Genomic DNA, 20,096 nt, shown 5'->3' with positions numbered 1-20,096 from the left:
GCCCAGCACGTGATCCAGTGTCAGGTGTGGCGGCGCGCCGGAGCACTCAACCGCGTATGGCCGTCACCGTGGTTGTCTGCAGGCGCGGAATGCGTCTCGGAATCCCCCGGGGCCTGTGACTCGGGCATCGTGTCCGGTGGGGGCGGTACGATCTCCAGCTTGTTTTCGATCATGTAGTCGTTCATGCTGCGCCATCCCGAAAAAATGGCTGCTTTGGGCGCCCTCGGGTTGCGCGCGTAGCAGTCCTCGAGGGAGCGCCCCGCGTGACGGCAGGCACTGCCAATGGCTTCGCCTTCGGCCTGTTTTCGCTCGGCGTCCTTCTTCGGATCCGGGATGCCCAGCTCCTCACAGCCGGTCAGCAGGACCAGCACCGCGGCGAAGGCAAGGAAGCGTCGTATGTTCATGGGATGTCTGTCATAAATGCTCACAATGAAAATCATCGTCACCCCTTAGGAAACCTTGAGATCCGACGATACAATTCTTGGAAATTCCGATACATATGACTTTCTTCGGAGGAGATGGCTTCATGCAACAGTTCATCACGCGACTGATGGTCGGTGCCATGGCAACGCTCGCGATCGCCTCGCCCCTGTGGGCGGCGGAAAAGCGTCACACCGTGGTGATGACGCATCAGCTCGACGATGCCCGTGCAGGCAAGCTGGCTGAATTGGTGGCGCGCTTCAACGAAAGCGATAAGCGCTACGAAATCGATCTCAAGCCCGCGAGCGCGGCGGCAGCAGACAAGCCGACGCTCATGGTGCTGGAAGGCGAGGGGGAGGATGCGCTGCGCGAGAGCAAGCAATTTCAGCCCATGTACCAGGTCATGTCGAGTTCGGGTGTGACACTGGCCCGAACGGGGCAGCGTGATGCGGGCATCGGGATGACGGTGGATTCGCGTGGGCGCCGTCTGGCGCTTCCGATCGGCATGCACACCCCGGTCTTGTTCTATAACGAGGACGCCTTTCGTGCGGTGGGCCTCGACCCGTCGGCCCCGCCCCGTACCTGGAAGTCGCTGCAAGAGGCACTCGGCAAGTTGTTCGATGCGGGCTACGCATGCCCATATACCGTGGCGCGCCCGAGCTGGGTCATGCTCGACAACGTCAGTGCCCGTCAGAACGAGGGGGTGACACGCCGGGCAGGTCGATCGGAAGAATTGAACGTCAACGGAATGCTGCAAATCCGGCACGTGGCCCTCATGGCCAGCTGGGTGCGCGCACGCTACCTCCACGTTTTCGACTCGAACCAGGAGGCAGAAAAGCGTTTCGCCCGGGGTGAATGTGCGGTCATCGCCGGATCTTCTGCGAGTTGGCCGACGCTTCACCAGAGCGCAGGCTTCGGCGTGGGCGTGAGTCAATTGCCCTATTACGACGATCACGGCAACGTGGGTGGCACCCTCGCCGACGGGCCCAGCCTGTGGGCGGCCAGCAAGCGCTCGCGCAATGACTATCGTGCGGCGGCCAGCTTCGTGCGCTTCATGCTCAAGCCCGAGAACCAGCTCGCCTGGCAGCGTGGCACCGGTTACCTGCCTTTGGACGCCAAGGGCCTGGTGACCGCCGAGGCCGTCGCCGCGGACCAGCCGAACCTGCAGGTGGCCAGCGAGCAACTCCAGCTCGCTGACAAGAAGGCCAAACCCATCGGGCTGTCGGAGTTGCCGCGCAAGGCCAAGGTGCGCGCCATTCTCGATGAGGAACTTGCCGCCGTGTGGGCCGACCTCAAGCCTGCCAAGCAGGCACTTGATACCGCCGTGGTGCGCGCAAGCGCCGTGCGCTGAACCTTGAAGCTGCCGTGGCGCTGGTCGCCCGTGGTCGCCCATCGTTGTGGTGGGCGACTGGCGCCGGAGAACTCACTCGAAGGGCTTGCACGGGCGGCTGCGGCCGGACTTCAGTGCGTCGAGTTCGATGTGATGCTCGCGCAGTGCGGCACGCCGGTCGTGATTCACGACGAGACGCTCGAGCGCACGACCTGTGGCGAAGGTCGTGTCGCCGATACTGCCTGGTCGGCCCTCAAATCGCTGCGTTTGCGCGATGTGCATGGTACGCCGACCGACTCGCGCCTGCCGAGCCTGGTGCAGGTCCTGGACGCATGTGCGCTTCACGGTCTGGCCGCCAACCTTGAAATCAAGCCTTCCACGGGGTGCGCCGTTCAGACCGGGCGTGCCGTGGCTGAAAGACTGAAGACGTGGCTCAACGATGCATCACTGGCGGTGTTGCTGACATCGTTCGAGCGCCAGGCCCTGGATGCCGCAATGGCGGTGGCGCCTGATCTCGACTACGGGCATCTGTTCGATGGTGAAGCCGCAGCTGCGCTGGCGGCCGGGGATCTGGCCGGCTGCAGTCATCTCGTTTTCAATGACGCCCATGTCGATGAATCGAGTATCAAGACCGCAATGACCCGCGGGTATGGTGTGGCGGTCTATACCGTGAATGATGCCGCCAGGGCCCGCGACTTGTGGTCATGGGGTGTCGCGGGCGTGATCTCCGATGTGCCCGACGGACTCGCGACGGCTTGCTACGACACGTCGCTTGCTTGACGCGTTGCCACCTGCCCCCATACCATCGCTTCTTTTCGTCGTTAGCCCCGTCCAGCCTTGTCAGTCCAGCATCTTTATGCGCCCATTGCCGAAGACATGAAGGCAGTGGATGCAGTCATCCGCCAGCGGCTCTACTCCGACGTGGTGCTTATCCGCCAAGTGGCGGAATACATCATCAACAGTGGTGGCAAGCGTCTGCGCCCGGCCCTCGTGCTCATGACGGCCCGTGCGGCAGGCTACGAAGGAACTCACCATCACGAGCTCGCTGCGGTGGTCGAATTCATTCACACCGCGACTTTGCTGCACGATGACGTGGTGGATGAATCAGAACTTCGACGCGGTGCGCAGACAGCCAACGCCATGTTCGGCAATGCCGCGTCGGTGCTGGTGGGTGATTTCCTCTACTCGCGTGCGTTCCAGATGATGGTCTCCGTCGGCTCCATGCGCATCATGGAAGTCCTGGCAGACGCCACCAACGTGATTGCTGAAGGCGAGGTGCTTCAGTTGCTCAATTGTCACGACGCCGACGTGGGCGTCGAAGACTACCTGCGCGTGATCCGCTACAAGACCGCCAAGCTTTTCGAAGCAGCAGCGCGTCTGGGGGGCATTCTCGGCGGCGTGCCGCGGGACGTGGAAGAGCGCATGGGTGACTTCGGGATGCATCTGGGGACGGCGTTTCAGCTGATTGACGACGTGCTCGATTATTCCGGCGCTGAAGTTGCCACCGGCAAGCACCTGGGCGATGATCTGGCCGAGGGCAAGCCGACCTTGCCGCTCATCCATGTGATGCAGCACGGTAGTGACGCTCAGGCGGCCCTGGTCCGAAAGGCGATTGAAGAGGGCGGGCGAGACGATTTTGCCGCGGTGCATCAGGCGATCCTGGACACCGGTGCGCTGGAGGCGACGCGGGCGTTTGCGCGTCAGGAAATCGACCTGGCAAAGGCGGCTCTGAGCGAACTTCCTGCTTCACTTTTCAAAGATCGTCTGCTAGAATTGTCGGACTTTGCAGTTGGGCGAGATCATTGATCTCTTGGCAGCAGCAAGTTTTCAATGTCGGGGAATAGCTCAGCCTGGTAGAGCACTGCGTTCGGGACGCAGGGGCCGGAGGTTCGAATCCTCTTTCCCCGACCAAAGAATTCAACAAAAAGCCGCGCTTCATGCGCGGCTTTTTGTTTTTTTGAGTCTGCTTTGTTCAGGTGGCGCAGTTGTCGCCGAAGACATGTGACCACAGGGCACATACGGCTTCGCGCAGCGGACGGACGCTGTCCGGATCGACTCCCGACTTGAGGCCGTTCAGTCGCTGTCGATGCTGCAGCCGGCGAAATTCCCGGTAGGCATCGCCCGTCTTCAGTGCCAGTTCAATCGGAATCAACCCCAGCTCACCTGCGATGCGTAGCAGGGCGATGTTGCCCAGGTTACCGGTCAGCACGCCGTGTTCATGGGCATGGGCGAGGACCAGATACTGGACAATGAATTCCGCGTCCACCAGTCCGCCACGGTCATGCTTGAGGTCGAAACGCTCTGATTTGTTGCCGTGCGCGTCCATCATCTTCTGGCGCATTTTGCGAACTTCGTCCAGCAACGTGGCAGTGTCGCGCTGTTTTCTCAAAACGTCGATTCGGATGGCCTCGAAAGCGTCACCCACCTGAATGTCGCCAGCCGAGAAACGCGCGCGGGTCAGTGCCTGGTGCTCCCAGATCCAGGCGTGCTCCATCTGGTATTTCCGGAAGGCCTCGACCGAGGTGACAATCAGGCCTGCGTCCCCATTGGGCCGCAGGCGCAGGTCGGTTTCAAACAGACTGCCGGCTGCGGTCTGGCTCGATAGCCAGGTGTTCATGCGCTGGGCGAGGCGCGCATAGATTTCGGCTGCGTCCGGATCCGGGTCGTCGAACAGAAAGACGATATCCAGATCCGAGGCATATCCCAGTTCCTTGCCACCAAGTTTTCCGTAGGCAATCACGGCGAAGGCCGGTGGGCCCTCGCGGTGGCGCCGGTTGAGTTTTCTCCAGGCGACGGTGAGCGTGACATCGAGCATCAGATCGGCCAGTGCGGACAGATTGTCCGCCAGGGTTTCGACGCTGAGTTTGCCGACCAGATCCTGTGTCAGCAGCCGGAAGACCTGCGTGTGGTGTTGCTCACGCAAGATATCCATCTGGCGCTCGGTATCCGGCTCGACTCTGTCCAGCTCCGCGATCAGGTCGCGGGCGAACTGGGGCCAGTCGGGCAGGGTGGCGAGAACACGCGAGTCGAGCAATTCGTCCAGCAAGATGGGGTGGCGCGAAAGGTACTGGGCCGCCCATTTCGACGCCGAGACAAGCTCGCAGACCTTGTCGAGTGCCTGCGGATATTGCTGAAGCATGGCCAGGTAGGCGCCACGTCCGCCAATGGCGTCGATGAAATCGAGGCTGCGCGCCAGCGTGTCGTCCGGGTTGTCCATGCCCGCGGAGGCTTCGATGACGCGCGGGATCAGCGCGTCGAAGCGCGCTTTGATCTGTGGCGGCCGCGACTGATAGCGCGATCCGCGCTTGAGGCTGCCAAGGCGGCGCGCGCACGTTTGTGGGTCATGGTAGCCGAGGCGTTCGAGTGTCTCGCTCAACTGGTCTTCGTCGTCGGCACTCTCCCACAGCGCGTCGTGTTCGTGACCGTCTTCGGCCGGATCGGCAAAGACATCATCGAAGTGGGCACTGACCTCCCGACGGTGCTTGGCCAATTCAGTGAGCAGTGCAGGATAGTCGGCGAAGCCCATGGCCCGGGCGACACTGGACTGGTCTTCGGGACGGGTCGGCAGGTCGTGAGTTTGAGCGTCGTCGAGGTATTGCAACCGGTGTTCGAGACGTCTCAGGAACGCGTAGGCACAGGTCAGGCTGTCGACGGCACTGGTCTCCAGGACACCCTGCTGTACCAGGCGTTTCAGGACCTGGACGGTTGGCTTGATCTGGAGCATGGGGTCGCGACCACCCCGTATGAGCTGGAATACCTGGGCGATGAACTCGATTTCGCGAATGCCGCCCGGTCCGAGCTTGATGTTGTCCGCGCGGTCCTTTCGCGCCACTTCGCGCCGGATCTGTGCGTGCAGATCGCGCATGGCATTGATGGCGCCGAAATCGAGGTACTTCCGGTAGATGAAGGGGCGCGCGATCTTGATCAGCTCATCGCCACGGTCGCCCACCATGACCCGTGCCTTGATCCAGGCGTAACGCTCCCACTCACGCCCCTGGGAGATGAAATAGTTCTCCAGCATGTCGAAGCTGCACACCAGCGGGCCGGAGTCGCCATTCGGTCGCAGGCGCATGTCGACACGGAAGACCTGACCATGCTCGGTGATCTCCGAGAGAGCCTGAATGATCCGCTTGCCAAGGCGTTCGAAGAACTCGAAGTTGCTGATCTGCTTCTCGCCGTCGGTGTCGCCGTCGTCCGGGTAGGCGAAAATCAGGTCGATGTCGGAGGAAACGTTCAATTCACGCCCGCCGAGCTTGCCCATGCCGATGATATGCAGCTGCTGAACCTGGCCATCGCGGGATTTGGGCTCGCCGTGGCGATCGACCAGCGCGGCACGTTCCACATCATGGGCTACCTGGACGGACAGGTCGGCAAAGGCCGACATGGTCTCGACCACTTCCCACAGATCGGCCTTGCCGCCAATGTCGCGGACGATGAGATGGCCGAGCACCCAGCAGCGCAGATGACGCAGGCGCTCACGCAGGCAATCGCGATCCAGTCGAGGCGGATCGACGAACTGGCGCATGGCATCCATGTCGAGCGGTGCGTCGATATACTGACCGATCTGCTCGCCCAGCCATGGTCGGCAGGTCAGCATGCGTGCCAGATACCGCGAATGGGGGAGGGCGGCGGAGATGTCTTGCTTCAAAACCTTCGTGTCGCTGTCAGTCATCGTTCAGTCCGGCTTGATAAAATGTGCCCGCGTCGAATTTACGCGTCGACGCGATGTTCCATCATCGCGTCAGCGTGGATTCAACATGCTGATTTTGGTCAATCATACGCATGCCGAGGCCGCTCGCGCATGTGCTGAAACGCCTACCCTGAGCCTGATTGGCTCCTGATGCACTCGCCCCGGGCCCTTATGTCTGCTGATTCCACCCCTGCCGAACCTGACGCCGAAGCGACGGCCGGCCCCTCCGTCGCGAGGCGCTTGATCCGATGGCTGATCGTCTTGGCGGTGGTGCTGTATTTCGCGGCGGGGCTGCTCTTTGTCTCGGTGCGCTATCTGGTGCTGCCCAATGTGGGCGCCTGGCGTTTGGCGATTGCAGAGCAGGCGTCTTCAGCGGTGGGGGCACCTGTCCGGATTGGCGCCATTCATGCCGACTGGGACGGGTTTCGCCCGCGTCTTCACCTGCGCCAGGTCGACGTGCTCGATGGCCACGGCGAGGTCGCGTTGGGGCTGGACCGGGTCGATGCCACCATTGCGTGGTCATCTCTGATTCGTTTCCGTCCCTATTTCGATCGACTGGAGCTGTTCCAGCCCGATCTGGCGTTGAGCCGCGGCGCAGACGGCTCGATTTCGGTGGCCGGCATTCGTGCCAGCGGCGCTTCGGGCGGTGGCGATGGATTCGAGTGGTTGCTGCACCAGCGGCAGATCGTTGTTCGCGATGCCCGCCTGTCGTGGGAAGATGCCTTGCGCAGTGCACCAGCGCTGGTGCTCGACCAGGTCAACATCCGGCTGTCCCAGCACTTCAGAGGCCACCATCTGGGGGTGACTGCGCGCTCCGGAAGTGGTGTTTTCGAGTCCGTCGATCTGCGTGCAGACCTCAATTTTGGCTCGAATGCCCGGTTCGCTGAGGTCACAGGGCAGAGCTATGCCCGCATCGAGGCAGCTTCGATCGAGGCACTCGCCCCTTGGGTCGACGTGCCGATGTCGCTTCGGGGGCGTGGCGATGTGGCGCTCTGGCTTGATTGGCAGGCGGGCACGCCCGAGCGGCTGAGAACCCGTTTTTCGCTTGCGGACGCCGGCATTCAGTTCGACCCGGCGCGCCCTGCGCTTTCGCTGGTGAATGCAAGCGGCACACTCGCCATTACGCGCAAATCCGACGGGTTTTCCATCGAGACCGAGGCACTGGCGCTGCAGACGGCAGCTGGCGTCGTCATGCCAGCGACGGATGCTTCCCTTGTCTGGCGCGCGACGGGGGCTGAGCAATCGGCGCAGTTGAAGGTCAACGCGCTGGATCTGAGAGTACTTTCGGCTTTGGCCGAGACCTTGCCCATGACCGAGGATCAGGCCAGCGCGCTGGCGGCCATGTCGCCCGCGGGGCGGTTTGCGGATCTCGAGGCGGCCTGGTCGCAACAGGACGGACGCACGACGGGCTGGAAGGTGAACAGTGCGTTCGATGGCCTGTCAGTCGAGGCGTCCCCCCGCTGGCCGGGGCTGGCCGGTGTCAGCGGTCGTATCGACGGTGATCAGCATTCGGGGCGCTACTTCGTCAGTAGCGAAAACGTCGCGCTGGCGCTGCCCGGCGTATTCCAGGACGCATTGAGCTTCGACCACCTCATGGCCGAGGGCGGCTGGGGGCAGGAGGGGGAGCGGCTGCGCGTCTCGATCAGCAACGCCAGTTTCGACAACGCTGATCTCAAGGGGGAAGCATCCGGGCACTACTTTCTGGTGCCGGGCGAGGCCGGCGAGATCGATCTTCAGGCACGCTTGAGTGAAGCCAATGGCGCGGCCGTTTGGCGGTATCTGCCATTGGTGGTGAATGACCATACGCGTCAGTGGCTCAAGCGTGGCATCGTGCGCGGAACGGCGCGCGACGCGCGCCTGCGCCTGAAGGGGCCGCTTTCCCGGTTCCCCTTCCGTCAGCCGGACGAGGGCATCTTCCTGATCACGGCCCAGGTAACCGATGCTTTGCTCGACTATGCACCGGACTGGCCGCAGATCGACGCCATTGAGGGCGGGCTGCGTTTCGATGGACCACGCATGACGATTACGGCGAGCCGGGGGGTGATCTCGGGCGTCAACCTGTCGGGTGTGGTGGCAGATGTCCCCGATCTGGCCAATGGTGACGAGGCCATGACGATCACCGGCAAGGCCGACGGCGCTACGCAGGATTTTCTGGCGTTCGTGGCGGCTAGTCCGGTCAGCCAGCGTATCAATGGTTTCACCGATGGTATCGAGGCACAGGGTCAGGGGCATCTCGACCTGCGCCTCGATATGCCCTTGCGTCACGTGAAAGATACGGCCGTCAGGGGGCAGTTCAGCTTCCGGGACAACCGGTTGCGCCTGCTCGATGGCCTGCCGTGGATGGAAAACGCGGCCGGAGCGGTCGGTTTTACCGGACAGTCACTCACCATCGAGAAGGCGAGCGCAAGCGCACTCGGCGGACCGGTGCAGGTTTCGGCCAAAACGGGTCAGGACGGTACGGTCGTGTTCTCCGCCTCGGGCGAAGCGCAGGCGCGTGCAATTGCGGATCTGTATGCCTTTCCTGCGCTCAACTTCCTGTCCGGGGCGACCCCGTGGACACTGGAGGCCCGCGTTGGCAAGGGGGCTTCCACGCTGGAAGTGAGCTCCACGCTTGAAGGCTTGGGCTCATCCTTGCCGGCGCCCTTGAACAAGAGCGCACGCGATGCCTGGCCAACTTCAGTGGCGCTGCGCTTCGTGCCGGGTGAGCCGGTGTCGCTTGAGGCGCATCTGGCGGACCGTGCTTCGGCGACACTTTCAATTCCGCGCGGCGGTCAGGGTGTTGTCAGCGGGGGCGTCGGCGTCGGCGGCCCCGCCCGCAACGCATCCGAAGGGGTCATGCTCGCCTGGAAGCAGGACGAGATCAATCTCGACCGTTGGCGCGAGTTGCTCGATGGCGAGGCGACGGCGTCTTCTGCCTTGCCTATTGCCGGGCTGTCGGTAGTTGCCGATGTGCTGCGTATACGCAATCGCGATTTTCATGACGTGAGTCTGCGTGCCGAGAACCAGTCGGGCCAGTGGCAGGCCGAGGTGCGTTCGCGCGAGGCCGAAGGCACGATCAGCTGGTTGCCTGAAGCGGAGGGGCGGCTCGTTGCACGGCTGTTACGGCTTACCCTCGGTAAAGCCGCTTCGGATACCCCTGCCGAAGTGCAAAGCAAGTCGGCCGAGTCGTTCCCCGCGCTGGATGTCACAGCGGAAAAATTCGGGATCAATGGCCTCGATCTTGGACGCCTCAAGCTCAACGCCTTCAATCGGAGCGGCGTCTGGCACATGAATGCCTTGAGCATCGATGCGGGGCAGAGTCAGCTGACGGCGAGTGGTTTGTGGGCGGCGAGCGGTGATGGACGCACCCAGATGGATTTCAAACTGACCACTGAAGACGTGGGCAAGCTGCTCGCCAGGCTCGATTACCCCGATGCGGTCCAGCGCGGCACGGCGACGCTGACCGGTACACTGTCCTGGCGCGGCGGGCCGGCCGAACTGGATTACCCGAGTATGGATGGGGCGTTTGAACTGCTCGCCGAGGCCGGCCAGTTCCGCAAGCTCGATCCGGGGGTCGGGCGCCTGCTCGGGGTGTTGAGCCTGCAATCCCTCCCGCGACGCATCACCCTGGATTTCAGGGACGTGTTCAGCGAAGGATTCGCCTTCGACCGCATTTCCGGTAGCATCGAAATGAACCGGGGCGTGTTGAGCACCGACAGCATGCAGATCCGCGGACCGGCAGCCAGCATCGTGCTCAGCGGACAGGCGAGCGTGCCGGACGAAACGCAGGATCTGCGCGTGGCGGTGCAACCGACCCTCAGTGAATCGGTCGCCGTGGGCGCAGCGCTCGGTGGTGCCGTCATCAACCCGGTTGCCGGCGTGGTGACCTACATCGTGCAAAAGGCGCTCGAAGACCCGGTCGAGAAGTTTTTCGCCTTCGAATATGAAGTGACGGGCACGTGGAAAGATCCGGTGGTCAAGAAGCTCGGTAAGAAAGAATCCGCCACCCCACCAACCGATGGGCCGGCCGGTCAGATCGGTCCACTGAATTAGGGGGATACGATGGGGCAGACAGACATGCCGATGATTGCGGCAGTGCAGATGATTTCGGTGCCCGATGTGGCGCAGAACCTGACCCAGGCCCGCACACTCATCGGTGAAGCCGTCCGCCAGGGCGCGCGGCTCGTGGCCTTGCCCGAGTATTTCGCCATCATGAGTGGCGACGAGCGGGCCAAGGTGGCCGTGCGCGAAACCGATGGCGATGGTCCGATTCAGTCGTTTCTGGCAGATGCCGCGCGTGAGTTCGGCATCTGGCTGGTGGGCGGCACGGTTCCACTCGAGGCAGATGATCCCGGCAAGGTACGCAACGCCAGCCTTGTGTTTGGCCCGGATGGCACACGCGCCGCGCGATACGACAAGGTGCACCTGTTCGGGTTCGACAACGGCGACGAGCGCTATGCTGAGTCGGAAACGATCGAGCCTGGTCACGATGTGGTCACGGTCGAGACTGATCTGGGACGGCTGGGTCTCTCCATCTGCTACGATCTGCGCTTTCCCGAACTGTTTCGCGCCATGGGCGAGGTGGACCTGATCGTGCTGCCCGCCGCTTTTACCTACACGACGGGCAAGGCGCACTGGGAGATCATGCTGCGTACCCGCGCGATCGAGAATCAGTGCCACGTGCTTGCACCGGCTCAGGGGGGGCGCCATCCCTGGGGGCGGCGGACTTACGGCGACAGTCTGATCATCGACCCGTGGGGCGAGGTACTCAACCGGCTGGCGCAAGGGCCGGGTGTGGTGTCAGCGCCCATGGATCACGAACGCGCAACCGATATCCGCACGCGATTGCCGGCACTAAAACACCGTCGCTTTGTCTGAACACTACGGCCACCGTTGGGTGGCGCACACTGGAAACCCATGAGCAGTCAATCCAACGCACTTCACATTGCCGAACAACATTTGCTGACGCCCAACAACCTGAGTCTGGCCTCGCTCGACGCGGTGTTCGGTCGCCTCAATGCACACCGGGTCGACTACGCCGACTTGTATTTCCAGTATCACCGCACCGAAGCGTGGAGTCTTGAAGAAGGTATCGTCAAATCGGGCAGCTTCAATATCGACCAGGGGGTTGGCGTCCGGGCAATCAGCGGTGAGAAGACCGCGTTTGCCTATTCCGACGAAATCAGCCTCGACGCCCTGAGCGGCGCGGCCGACGCCACGCGTGCAATTGCTGATGCAGGCGGTCAAGGGAAAACCGCGGTCAAGGCGGCCGCTCTGGTGCCTTCTCGTTACGCATCGATCGATCCGTTCGCCTCCCTTGGCGACACCGAAAAGGTGCAACTGCTCGAACGTCTCGAGAAATTCGCACGCGCCGAGGACCCGCGCGTCTCACAGGTGATGGCGCACCTGGTGGGCTCCTGGGAAACCATTCTCGTCGCGCGCGACGACGGTCACCTGGCCGCCGATGTTCGGCCGCTGGTACGCGTGTCGGTCTCGGTGATCATGGAGGAGGACGGTCGTCGTGAGCAGGGCAGCGCCGGCGGTGGCGGTCGTTTCGACTACGCCTACTTTACAGACGAGCAGCTGCGCAAATATGCGCACGCGGCGGTGCATCAGGCCAGCGTCAATCTCAAGGCAGACCCCGCGCCGGCAGGCAACATGACGGTCGTGCTGGGCAATGGCTGGCCCGGCATACTGTTGCATGAAGCCATCGGCCATGGTCTGGAGGGTGACTTCAACCGGAAGGGGAGTTCGGCCTTTTCCGGGCGCATCGGGCAGCAGGTCGCTGCCAAGGGCGTTACCGTGGTCGATGACGGTACGCTGGTCGACCGCCGGGGCTCGCTCACCATCGATGACGAGGGCAATCCGACCCAGTGCACTCCTCTCATCGAAGACGGCATTCTCACCGGTTACATGCAGGACATGCTCAACGCCCGTCTTATGGGCATGAAGCCCACCGGGAATGGCCGACGCGAGTCTTTCGCACACCTGCCCCTGCCGCGCATGACCAACACCTACATGCTCGCCGGTCGGCATGATCCGCAAGAGATCATTGCGTCGGTCGACAAGGGTCTGTACGCGGTGAACTTCGGTGGCGGTCAGGTCGACATCACATCGGGCAAGTTCGTGTTCTCGACGGCGGAGGCCTATCTGATCGAGAACGGCAAGGTGACACGGCCGGTGAAGGGGGCCACGCTCATCGGCAACGGTCCGGACGCACTGACACGTGTCAGCATGATCGGCAATGACATGTCGCTCGACCCTGGCGTAGGCACCTGTGGCAAGGACGGTCAGAGCGTGCCGGTCGGTGTCGGCCAACCCACTTTGCGCCTTGACGGACTGACGGTCGGTGGCACGGGCTGAACGGTCAATCAAATGATTGTTTGACGTCGATCCGGTCACGGACAGCGGCCAAGCACGTTGGGATAATTCCATCAATTCAGATTCATGTATCACTGGTGGAATTTTCCAATGAACCGTCGTCAATTCATCACGCATTTCTCGGCTTCAGCTCTTGCCTTGTCCATGCCGGGCCTGGCGATGTCCGCCCCGGCGGCAGGCTCTTCGGCCACGGCCATCGTCAAGGCAGGGCAACAGCGTGTGCTGTCTCAGCGCTCAACCAAGGCCTGGTTGATGCAGGCCCTGGGCATCATGCCGGAGAAGGCCGGGCGCTGGCTGGCCGAATCAATCACGCAGTTCGACCGGCAGCTCGAAGAGCTCGAAGGGCTCGGATCGACCTCCGCGCTGGGCTTGCTGGTGCGCCTCGATGCGGATTGGCGCAGCCTGAAGGAGGCGCTCGCCGCGGCGCCCAGCCAAGCGACCGCTGAAGACGTTTTCACGCGCTCTGATGCCGTACTGACCAGTGCGGACATGGCGGTGCGGGCCTTCGAAAAACTGTCGGGCACGCGCGTGGGCTGGTTGATCAATACGTCCGGGCGGCAAAGCATGCTGTCCCAACGCGCGGCCGACTTTGTTTACTTCAATGCCTTTGGTATCAATTCGGGCGAGGCGCGCGAAGGGCTTGAGCGTGTGCGAGCCGACTTTGCCGAGGGCCTTGCTGAACTCAAGGAGGCCCCCGAGAACACCGACAAGATCACCCGGGAGTTGGCATTGGCCGAGCAGCAGTGGTTTCTCTTTGAAGGGGCGCTGTCCGATGCCAGTTCTCCGAGGGCGCTCAAGGACATCGCCACGACCAGTGAGTTGATGCTGCGTCAGCTGAACGTGCTCGATGAACTCTATGCGGATCTGCCCATTCGGGAAGATGTGATGATGAAGGATGCATGACGCCCAGTGCCGATCATCGTTCGTCTTCGTGCGATCGTCGGAATTGTGAAAATCTGGGTCTAAGTTGACTGAAGGTCCGTGTGAAACTGCCGATCTGAATGACACCTCCATTCAGATCGGCAGTTTTCCATGCATCGCAGACAGTTTCTTCTCGGTTTGGCCGCCACTTCGGCACTCCCCATGATTTCACCCGTCGCGCTGGCCCAGTCCGCCGCGACAATTTCGGTGGCTGAGGCCATCAACAAGGCAGGCCGCCAGCGCATGCTCTCCCAACGCTGTGCCAAGGCGTGGCTGATGCAGGCGCTCGGGGTCATGCCGGGGCAGGGGGAGCAGTGGCTGTCGGCCTCCATGGCCTTGTTCGATACGCAGCTGAAAGAATTGCAGACACTGCAACCGTCAGCAGAGCTTGAAGGCTTGCTGGTTCAGCTCAGCGCCGACTGGCGGGGTTATCGCGATGCGCTTGCTCAGAGCCCCAGCCGAGCCAATGCCGACGCGGTATTCGAGCGCAACGAAATCGTTCTCAAGTCGGCACACGCCACCACACAAGCCTACGAGAAGCTGTCGGGGACGCGATTCGGGCGATTGATCAACGTATCCGGTCGTCAGCGCATGTTGTCTCAGCGCATGGCGAAATTCGTGTATTTCTCCGAGCTCGGCGTCAACGCACCGTCGGTAGCCGAGGGGTTTCAAGGCGCACGGAGTGACTTCGTTGATGCGCTCGCGCTACTCAAATCCGCTCAGGAAAACACGCCTCGTATCAACGACGAACTCGGTCTGGTGGAGCAGCAATGGTTTTTCTTCGAATCCGCGCTCCAGAACCGATCGAGCAAAGGGGCCATGAAGGACATCGCGACCACCAGCGAGCGCATGCTGCAGCAGCTGAATCTGGTCGTCGGCCTCTACGAGCAGTTGCTCAGCCACACCTCATAACAGCGTCAATTGATCGCCCGGCTGTTGCGGGGGGCGAAACCGCCCCGTGTCCAGGTCGAGCGAACGAGGGGCCATGTTGTGGCGCTTGAGTGCAAGCGCAAATCGCTGGCGGTAGAGATCGGCAATGGGGCCTTGGCCACGCATGCGGTGACCGAAGCGAGCATCGTTTTCTCGACCGCCGCGCAGCTGGCGAACCAGACTCATCACGCGTTGTGCGCGATCCGGCTGATGGGCTTCCAGCCACGCCTGGAACAGGGGCGCGACCTCCAGCGGGAGCCGGAGGGTCGAATACCCCGCGTTGCGAGCACCGGCATCCGCAGCTGACGCGACGAGTGATTCGAGTTCGTGATCGGTCAAACCGGGAATGACGGGCGCAATCAGCGCCCCGACCGGTACGCCCGCGCCTGACAGCGTCTTGATGATCTCCAGACGGCGCACGGGTGATGCCGCCCGGGGTTCGAGTGCTCTGGCCAGCGGGGCGTTCAGCGTGGTGAGAGAGACCATCACCTGGACGAGATTCTCGTGTGCCATTGCCGCCAGCAGGTCGATGTCGCGTTCGATCAAAGCCCCTTTGGTGATGATGATCACCGGATGGTGGCTGCTCTCAAGCACTTCAAGCACCCCGCGAGTGATTCGCAAGCTGCGCTCCACCGGCTGATATGCGTCGGTATTGACGCCCAGGGCAATAACGGAACACCGGTAGCCCGGGTGACGCAGTTCGGTTATGAGCCTGTCGGCTGCGCCGTACTTCGCACTTAACCGGGTCTCGAAATCCAGTCCAGGCGACAGCCCGAGCCATGCGTGCGTCGGGCGCGCAAAGCAGTAGGCACACCCGTGCTCGCACCCTCGATAGGGATTGATTGAGCACTCGAACGGAACGTCGGGCGATTGATTTCGCGTGATGACTGCGCGCGCTGCATCGGGCGACACGAGCGTTCTCCGGCGCTCGGGAGGTTCGTCCGTCCAGCCGTCGTCGGCGGGGGTTCGATCCCACTCGACGTAACGGGATGCCTGGTTGGACGCGCTTCCACGACCCGGTGGCACTGGGTGCAGGGGCACTGTGTCCATGCGTCCGTCACGGTACGGCAGAACGCCAACCGATTTCCATGGCGGTTTTCGGACCAACCATGGTGTGCATCAGGTGCTTGGGAATATCGGAGGACGATTCGGTCAGCGGAATCCGCCCACCCATGATCTCGGCCTGGCGTTGAGGATACCGCTGTCTGTACTCGGGCGCCGCAAAGCCGTCGGGAAACACCGGTTGCAATGTGCCCGGGTCGTATTTGTCGGTGGCGCCGAGTGTGTGCATCAACTCGTGGATCAAGACGACGGTGTTACTGCCATGGGCGTGGCGAGTCGCGAACAGGTTGGTTACGCCCAACATGCCTTTGCGAAGGCCGATGGAGTGAGCGAGTCGTTCGGTGCCCGGTGCGTGATAGAGCGCGAAGAGTCGAATGTCCGGTGCCGGGCCGTCGGTATCGCCATTCTGCCAGGCCCAGTAACGAAGCTTGAGGCTCCAGAGGGCATTTTCGATGGCGTTACCCTGTTCCGGCGGCGATGGAGGCAGTGAATCGACCGGTTCGCTCAGGCGCACCTGGATCGGTCGAAAGAGTTCCACGCCATAGGTGCGTGCCTGTTCATCGAACCAGGTTTCCATGATGTCGAAATCATCATGATCCAGTGTGGCGATGTACTCGCCTGTCCTGGCCTGACCGTCGGCGTTGATGGGGTAGATCGCGACGTAGAGTGTCCCGTCCCATGCGCTGGCCCGGCTGCTGGCGCGCCAGCTACTGAGCGCGACGGTCGCCAGGATGAGAGCAAGGATCGAAATCCGCAGCAGCCGCCACATCGTCAGCGTGAAGCGGGGTCAAGTTCCGCGACCTTCAGGTCGGGCGCAGTGTAGCGCCACTGAGCCAGCGCCTTGAAAACCAGATCCGGATAGCGCGCCTGCCCCAAGCTGCCGTTGTAGCGCCCCAGCGCGCGGAAGAGGTTGCCTTTCTCGATATCCAGATAGTGCCGGAGGATCGTGCAACCGAAGCGCAGATTGGTTCGCATGTGAAAGAGGTTGGACTGACCAGCACTGAGCAGATCGTTCCAGAACGGCATGATCTGCATGTAGCCGCGCGCGCCTGCGCTTGAGATGGCGTACTTGCGGAAGTTGCTCTCGACCTGAATGAGCGCGAGTACGAGTTGCGGGTCGAGGCCCGCTCGCGAGGCCTCGTAATGGATGGAGGTGAGCAGATCGCGCCGATAGGTGGCATCCGGAATCCGTCTGGCCAGTCGCTGACCCATCGTCTCCAGCCAGTGCTCTGCGAGCGCATCGGAAGCAAAGACCAGTCGTGGGGCCGCCTGGTCGCTCACTGCGGACTGAAGCGCGGCCTGAACGCTGGCCGAGAGGGGTTCGTACTGCTGGTTGCCCGCCCGCGCGGCCGGACTGATCAAGCTGGAGCCGATCAGCAGGAGGCCGCAGAAAAGGGGGGCGAGGCGGATCATCGGGCAAGCTGCTCCATGATGAAGCTTTCAAGTGTGGCGACCGGTACCTTGCTCGCTTCAGCATCGCCCCGGCCCTGGTACTCGGCGTTGCCTTCCTTGAGGCCACGATCGCCGATCACGACGCGGTGAGGCACTCCGATCAGCTCCCAGTCCGCGAACATGACGCCCGGTCGCTCGTTGCGATCATCGAGAATGACGTCGACACCGGCGTCGCGCAGCGACTCGTACAGGCGCGTTGCCTGTTCGCGAACTTCTTCCGACTTGCCCCAGCCCACCGGGCACACCACAACCTCGAACGGTGCGATGGCGGTGGGCCACAAGATGCCGCGCTCATCGTTGTTCTGTTCGATGGCTGCGCCCAGGATGCGTGATACGCCGATGCCGTAACAGCCCATCTCCATGACCTGTTCGCGACCGTTTTCGTCCAGGAACTTGGCGCCCAATGCTTCAGCATACTTGGTGCGTAACTGGAAGATATGGCCAACCTCGATGCCGCGGCAGATCGCGAGCTCTCCCTTGCCATCCGGCGAGGGGTCCCCTGGGGTGACATTGCGCAGATCGGCCACCTCGGCTTCCGGAAAGTCGCGACCGATATTCGCGCCGGTAAAGTGATAATCGTCCTCGTTGGCGCCAATGACAAAGTCGCTCATGGCGGTCACAGTGCGATCCATGATGATGCGGCCATTGAAGCCGACCGGTCCGAGTGAGCCCGGTTCGGCGCCAAAAGCGGATTTGATCGACTCCGGCGTGGCAAAGGTCAGCGGATCCTTGATGCCAGCGATTTTCTGCGTCTTGATCTCGTTCAGTTTGTGATCGCCACGCAGCAGGAGCATGACGGGCTCGCCATCGTCGGACTCGACCACGATGGCCTTGACGGTCGCCGTCTCGGGAATCGAGAGAAAACCGGCCAGATCGGCGATCGTCTTGACAGCCGGGGTTTGGACCTTGATCAGTTCGGCGCCGGGGGCAGGGCGCTCGGCAGTGGGCGAAACGGCTTCGGCCAACTCCACATTGGCGGCATAGTCCGAATCGGGGCAATAGGCGATATCGTCCTCGCCGGTTTCCGCAATGACATGGAATTCGTGAGAGCCTGTGCCGCCGATCGAGCCGGTGTCGGCGGCCACGGCGCGAAACTGCAGGCCAAGGCGAGTGAAGATGCGCGTATAGGTGTCGTACATGTTGCCGTACTCGCGTACCAGATCATCAAAGCTTGAGTGGAACGAGTAACCGTCCTTCATGATGAACTCGCGACCGCGCATCACGCCGAATCGGGGGCGGATCTCGTCGCGGAACTTCGTCTGGATCTGATAGAAGTGGCGGGGCAGCTGCTTGTAGCTCTTGACCTCGCGACGCACCACGTCGGTGATCACCTCTTCATGGGTCGGGCCGATGACGAAGTCGCGATCATGCCGATCCTTGAAGCGCAGCAACTCCGGACCGTACAAGGTCCAGCGGCCGGATTCCTCCCACAGCTCGGCAGGTTGTACCGCGGGCATCAGCAGTTCGATGGCGCCGGCGCGGTTCATTTCTTCGCGCACGATGTTTTCCACTTTCCGAAGGGCCTTGAGGCCCATGGGCATCCAGGTGTAGATCCCGGCAGCCGCCTTTTTGATGAGGCCGGCCCGCAGCATGAGCTTCTGACTGGTTACTTCGGCGTCAGAAGGGGCTTCCTTGAGGGTGGAGATGAAGTATTGCGATGCGCGCATGGCGTGGCGTCCAGTCCGGTTCGATCGATGTTCAAACCCGACATTCTATCGCAGCCACATGACCCTGCTGTCAAATTGCGCCATGGCGGTGCATGCCAACTTTCCAAGCCACACGAAGTGTGGAAAAATCAACAGCAGTTCAGACAATTAAAGGTTCCATCATGCTCGATCGTGAAGGCTACCGCCCGAACGTCGGCATCATACTGGTCAACCAGCGCAACGAGGTTTTTTGGGGCAAGCGAATCAGGGAACATTCCTGGCAGTTTCCGCAAGGCGGCATCAAGCATGGAGAAAGCCCGGAGCAGGCCATGTATCGCGAGCTTCACGAAGAAGTCGGGCTGCGTCCCGAACATGTGAAGATCCTCGGCCGTACGCGCAGTTGGCTCAGATACGACGTCCCGAAGCACTGGATCAAGCGCCAGTGGAGAGATACCTATCGTGGCCAGAAACAGATCTGGTTTCTGTTGAAGCTGGTGGGGCGTGATTGCGACGTTTGCCTCCGTGCCACAAGTCATCCCGAGTTCGATGCCTGGCGCTGGAGCGAGTATTGGGTGCCACTCGATACCGTCATCGACTTTAAACGCGGGGTCTATCAACAGGCGCTCAAGGAGCTCTCCGGTTTCTTGCCCCGTTCGCGACGACCGCGCAAAACACCGCCAGCCAGCGAGGCGGCTTGACGAACAACACGAGGAGGGCGGGCGTTGACCCCGCTCCGGAGTTTCATGAAGCGACATTTCTCAGGCGTCAGGGCGTCGGTCTTTGCCGCCGCATTGCTGGCAGCGTCCGCCCAGGCAGCTTTTTTCGACAATACAGCGGTTGAACCGAACGAATACTTTGAGGAAGGGCCCGAGTGGAAGGAGTTGGACCTTGCCCTGCCGGCATTGCCTCAAGAAGGCGATCTGCTGAAGATCGAGTTCAATAACGCGTCGACGAATGTAGAGTTCATTGACGGGAAAACACTCGAAGTCGGCAAGGACGGAATCGCAAGGGTCAGTCTCGTCAGCCGGCATCGTAGCGGCACCGAGACTGTGACTCGTGAAGGGATTCGGTGTTCGACCGCACAGTACCGACTCTACGCCATCAAGAATGGTGACGAATGGATTGCACCCAAAACCAGTGTCTGGCGGGACATTCCCTTGGGGCAGTACAAGACGCTCAGATCAGAACTCTATTCTCGTGTGTTGTGCAAGGACGGCTTCCCCAAGAAGGTTGATCAGGTGATCAAGGATATTCGCTATCCGCCCACCGAGCGTAACTGGTAAAT

The 20,096-nt window shown here is 61.9% G+C and carries 16 protein-coding genes and 1 tRNA gene; 11 read left to right on the top strand and 6 right to left on the bottom strand.

Annotation, left to right across the window (positions count from 1 at the left end):
- Positions 1 to 20 precede the first annotated feature (20 nt).
- Positions 21 to 404 (bottom strand): hypothetical protein, encoded by a 384-nt coding sequence (locus tag J0W34_RS15840; RefSeq protein ID WP_230969419.1) that lies wholly within the window; start codon positions 402 to 404, stop codon positions 21 to 23.
- A 122-nt stretch (positions 405 to 526) separates the two neighbouring features.
- Here J0W34_RS15840 and J0W34_RS15835 point away from each other — a divergent pair, with 122 nt between their 5' ends.
- From J0W34_RS15835 to J0W34_RS15820, 4 genes are all read left to right on the top strand, one after another.
- Positions 527 to 1,771, top strand: a complete 1,245-nt coding sequence (locus J0W34_RS15835) for an extracellular solute-binding protein (protein ID WP_230969418.1) — start codon at positions 527 to 529, stop codon at positions 1,769 to 1,771.
- A 3-nt stretch (positions 1,772 to 1,774) separates the two neighbouring features.
- Positions 1,775 to 2,530 (top strand): glycerophosphodiester phosphodiesterase family protein, encoded by a 756-nt coding sequence (locus J0W34_RS15830; RefSeq protein WP_230969417.1) that lies wholly within the window; start codon positions 1,775 to 1,777, stop codon positions 2,528 to 2,530.
- Positions 2,531 to 2,587: 57 nt separating this feature from the next.
- Positions 2,588 to 3,556 carry a polyprenyl synthetase family protein gene (locus J0W34_RS15825; protein ID WP_227816485.1) on the top strand — a complete coding sequence of 323 codons (969 nt, stop codon included), beginning with the start codon at positions 2,588 to 2,590 and terminating at the stop codon, positions 3,554 to 3,556.
- 28 nt (positions 3,557 to 3,584) lie between these two features.
- Positions 3,585 to 3,661, top strand: a tRNA-Pro gene (locus J0W34_RS15820).
- A 61-nt stretch (positions 3,662 to 3,722) separates the two neighbouring features.
- On the opposite strand, the gene glnE is transcribed toward J0W34_RS15820, so the two are convergent.
- Positions 3,723 to 6,422 (bottom strand): bifunctional [glutamate--ammonia ligase]-adenylyl-L-tyrosine phosphorylase/[glutamate--ammonia-ligase] adenylyltransferase, encoded by a 2,700-nt coding sequence (gene glnE / locus J0W34_RS15815; RefSeq protein WP_230969416.1) that lies wholly within the window; start codon positions 6,420 to 6,422, stop codon positions 3,723 to 3,725.
- Between the two features lie 258 nt (positions 6,423 to 6,680).
- Between glnE and J0W34_RS15810 the strand changes: the two genes are divergently transcribed.
- The 5 genes from J0W34_RS15810 to J0W34_RS15790 all read left to right on the top strand — a co-directional run bounded on the left by J0W34_RS15810 (position 6,681) and on the right by J0W34_RS15790 (position 14,633).
- A complete protein-coding gene (locus J0W34_RS15810) occupies positions 6,681 to 10,472 on the top strand; it encodes a YhdP family protein (protein WP_230969415.1) in 3,792 nt (1,263 codons plus the stop codon).
- A gap of 9 nt (positions 10,473 to 10,481) precedes the next feature.
- On the top strand, positions 10,482 to 11,297 hold the full coding sequence (locus J0W34_RS15805) for a carbon-nitrogen hydrolase family protein (RefSeq protein ID WP_230969414.1): 816 nt from the start codon (positions 10,482 to 10,484) through the stop codon (positions 11,295 to 11,297).
- Between the two features lie 39 nt (positions 11,298 to 11,336).
- A complete protein-coding gene (gene tldD / locus J0W34_RS15800; protein WP_230969413.1) occupies positions 11,337 to 12,782 on the top strand; it encodes a metalloprotease TldD in 1,446 nt (481 codons plus the stop codon).
- Positions 12,783 to 12,890: 108 nt separating this feature from the next.
- A complete protein-coding gene (locus J0W34_RS15795; RefSeq protein WP_227816490.1) occupies positions 12,891 to 13,703 on the top strand; it encodes a type IV pili methyl-accepting chemotaxis transducer N-terminal domain-containing protein in 813 nt (270 codons plus the stop codon).
- 180 nt (positions 13,704 to 13,883) lie between these two features.
- Positions 13,884 to 14,633 (top strand): type IV pili methyl-accepting chemotaxis transducer N-terminal domain-containing protein, encoded by a 750-nt coding sequence (locus J0W34_RS15790; RefSeq protein ID WP_230969412.1) that lies wholly within the window; start codon positions 13,884 to 13,886, stop codon positions 14,631 to 14,633.
- Here J0W34_RS15790 and J0W34_RS15785 read toward each other — a convergent pair.
- The 4 genes from J0W34_RS15785 to J0W34_RS15770 are packed head-to-tail and all read right to left on the bottom strand — an operon-like array spanning position 14,628 to position 18,832.
- Positions 14,628 to 15,701: a PA0069 family radical SAM protein gene (locus J0W34_RS15785; protein ID WP_230969411.1), complete on the bottom strand. Its 1,074-nt coding sequence runs from the start codon at positions 15,699 to 15,701 to the stop codon at positions 14,628 to 14,630. The genes J0W34_RS15790 and J0W34_RS15785 overlap by 6 nt on opposite strands.
- A 7-nt stretch (positions 15,702 to 15,708) precedes the next feature.
- The gene (locus tag J0W34_RS15780) at positions 15,709 to 16,482 is read right to left on the bottom strand and encodes a hypothetical protein (protein WP_230969410.1); all 774 of its coding nucleotides are present in this window, start codon (positions 16,480 to 16,482) and stop codon (positions 15,709 to 15,711) included.
- Between the two features lie 2 nt (positions 16,483 to 16,484).
- Entirely contained in the window at positions 16,485 to 17,126 is a 642-nt protein-coding gene (locus tag J0W34_RS15775) for a lytic transglycosylase domain-containing protein (RefSeq protein WP_230969409.1), read from the bottom strand.
- Positions 17,123 to 18,832 (bottom strand): proline--tRNA ligase, encoded by a 1,710-nt coding sequence (locus tag J0W34_RS15770; RefSeq protein ID WP_230969408.1) that lies wholly within the window; start codon positions 18,830 to 18,832, stop codon positions 17,123 to 17,125. The genes J0W34_RS15775 and J0W34_RS15770 overlap by 4 nt, the downstream gene beginning before the upstream one ends.
- 161 nt (positions 18,833 to 18,993) lie before the next feature.
- Here J0W34_RS15770 and J0W34_RS15765 point away from each other — a divergent pair, with 161 nt between their 5' ends.
- Together J0W34_RS15765 and J0W34_RS15760 are read left to right on the top strand one after the other, a co-directional pair.
- Positions 18,994 to 19,509 (top strand): RNA pyrophosphohydrolase, encoded by a 516-nt coding sequence (locus J0W34_RS15765; protein ID WP_227816496.1) that lies wholly within the window; start codon positions 18,994 to 18,996, stop codon positions 19,507 to 19,509.
- 45 nt (positions 19,510 to 19,554) lie between these two features.
- Positions 19,555 to 20,094 carry a CNP1-like family protein gene (locus tag J0W34_RS15760; protein WP_230969407.1) on the top strand — a complete coding sequence of 180 codons (540 nt, stop codon included), beginning with the start codon at positions 19,555 to 19,557 and terminating at the stop codon, positions 20,092 to 20,094.
- Positions 20,095 to 20,096: the final 2 nt, after the last annotated feature.

It is taken from the genome of Nitrogeniibacter aestuarii, from assembly GCF_017309585.1.
Lineage (GTDB): Bacteria > Pseudomonadota > Gammaproteobacteria > Burkholderiales > Rhodocyclaceae > Nitrogeniibacter > Nitrogeniibacter aestuarii.
This window is presented reverse-complemented; position numbering and strand designations above follow the sequence as displayed.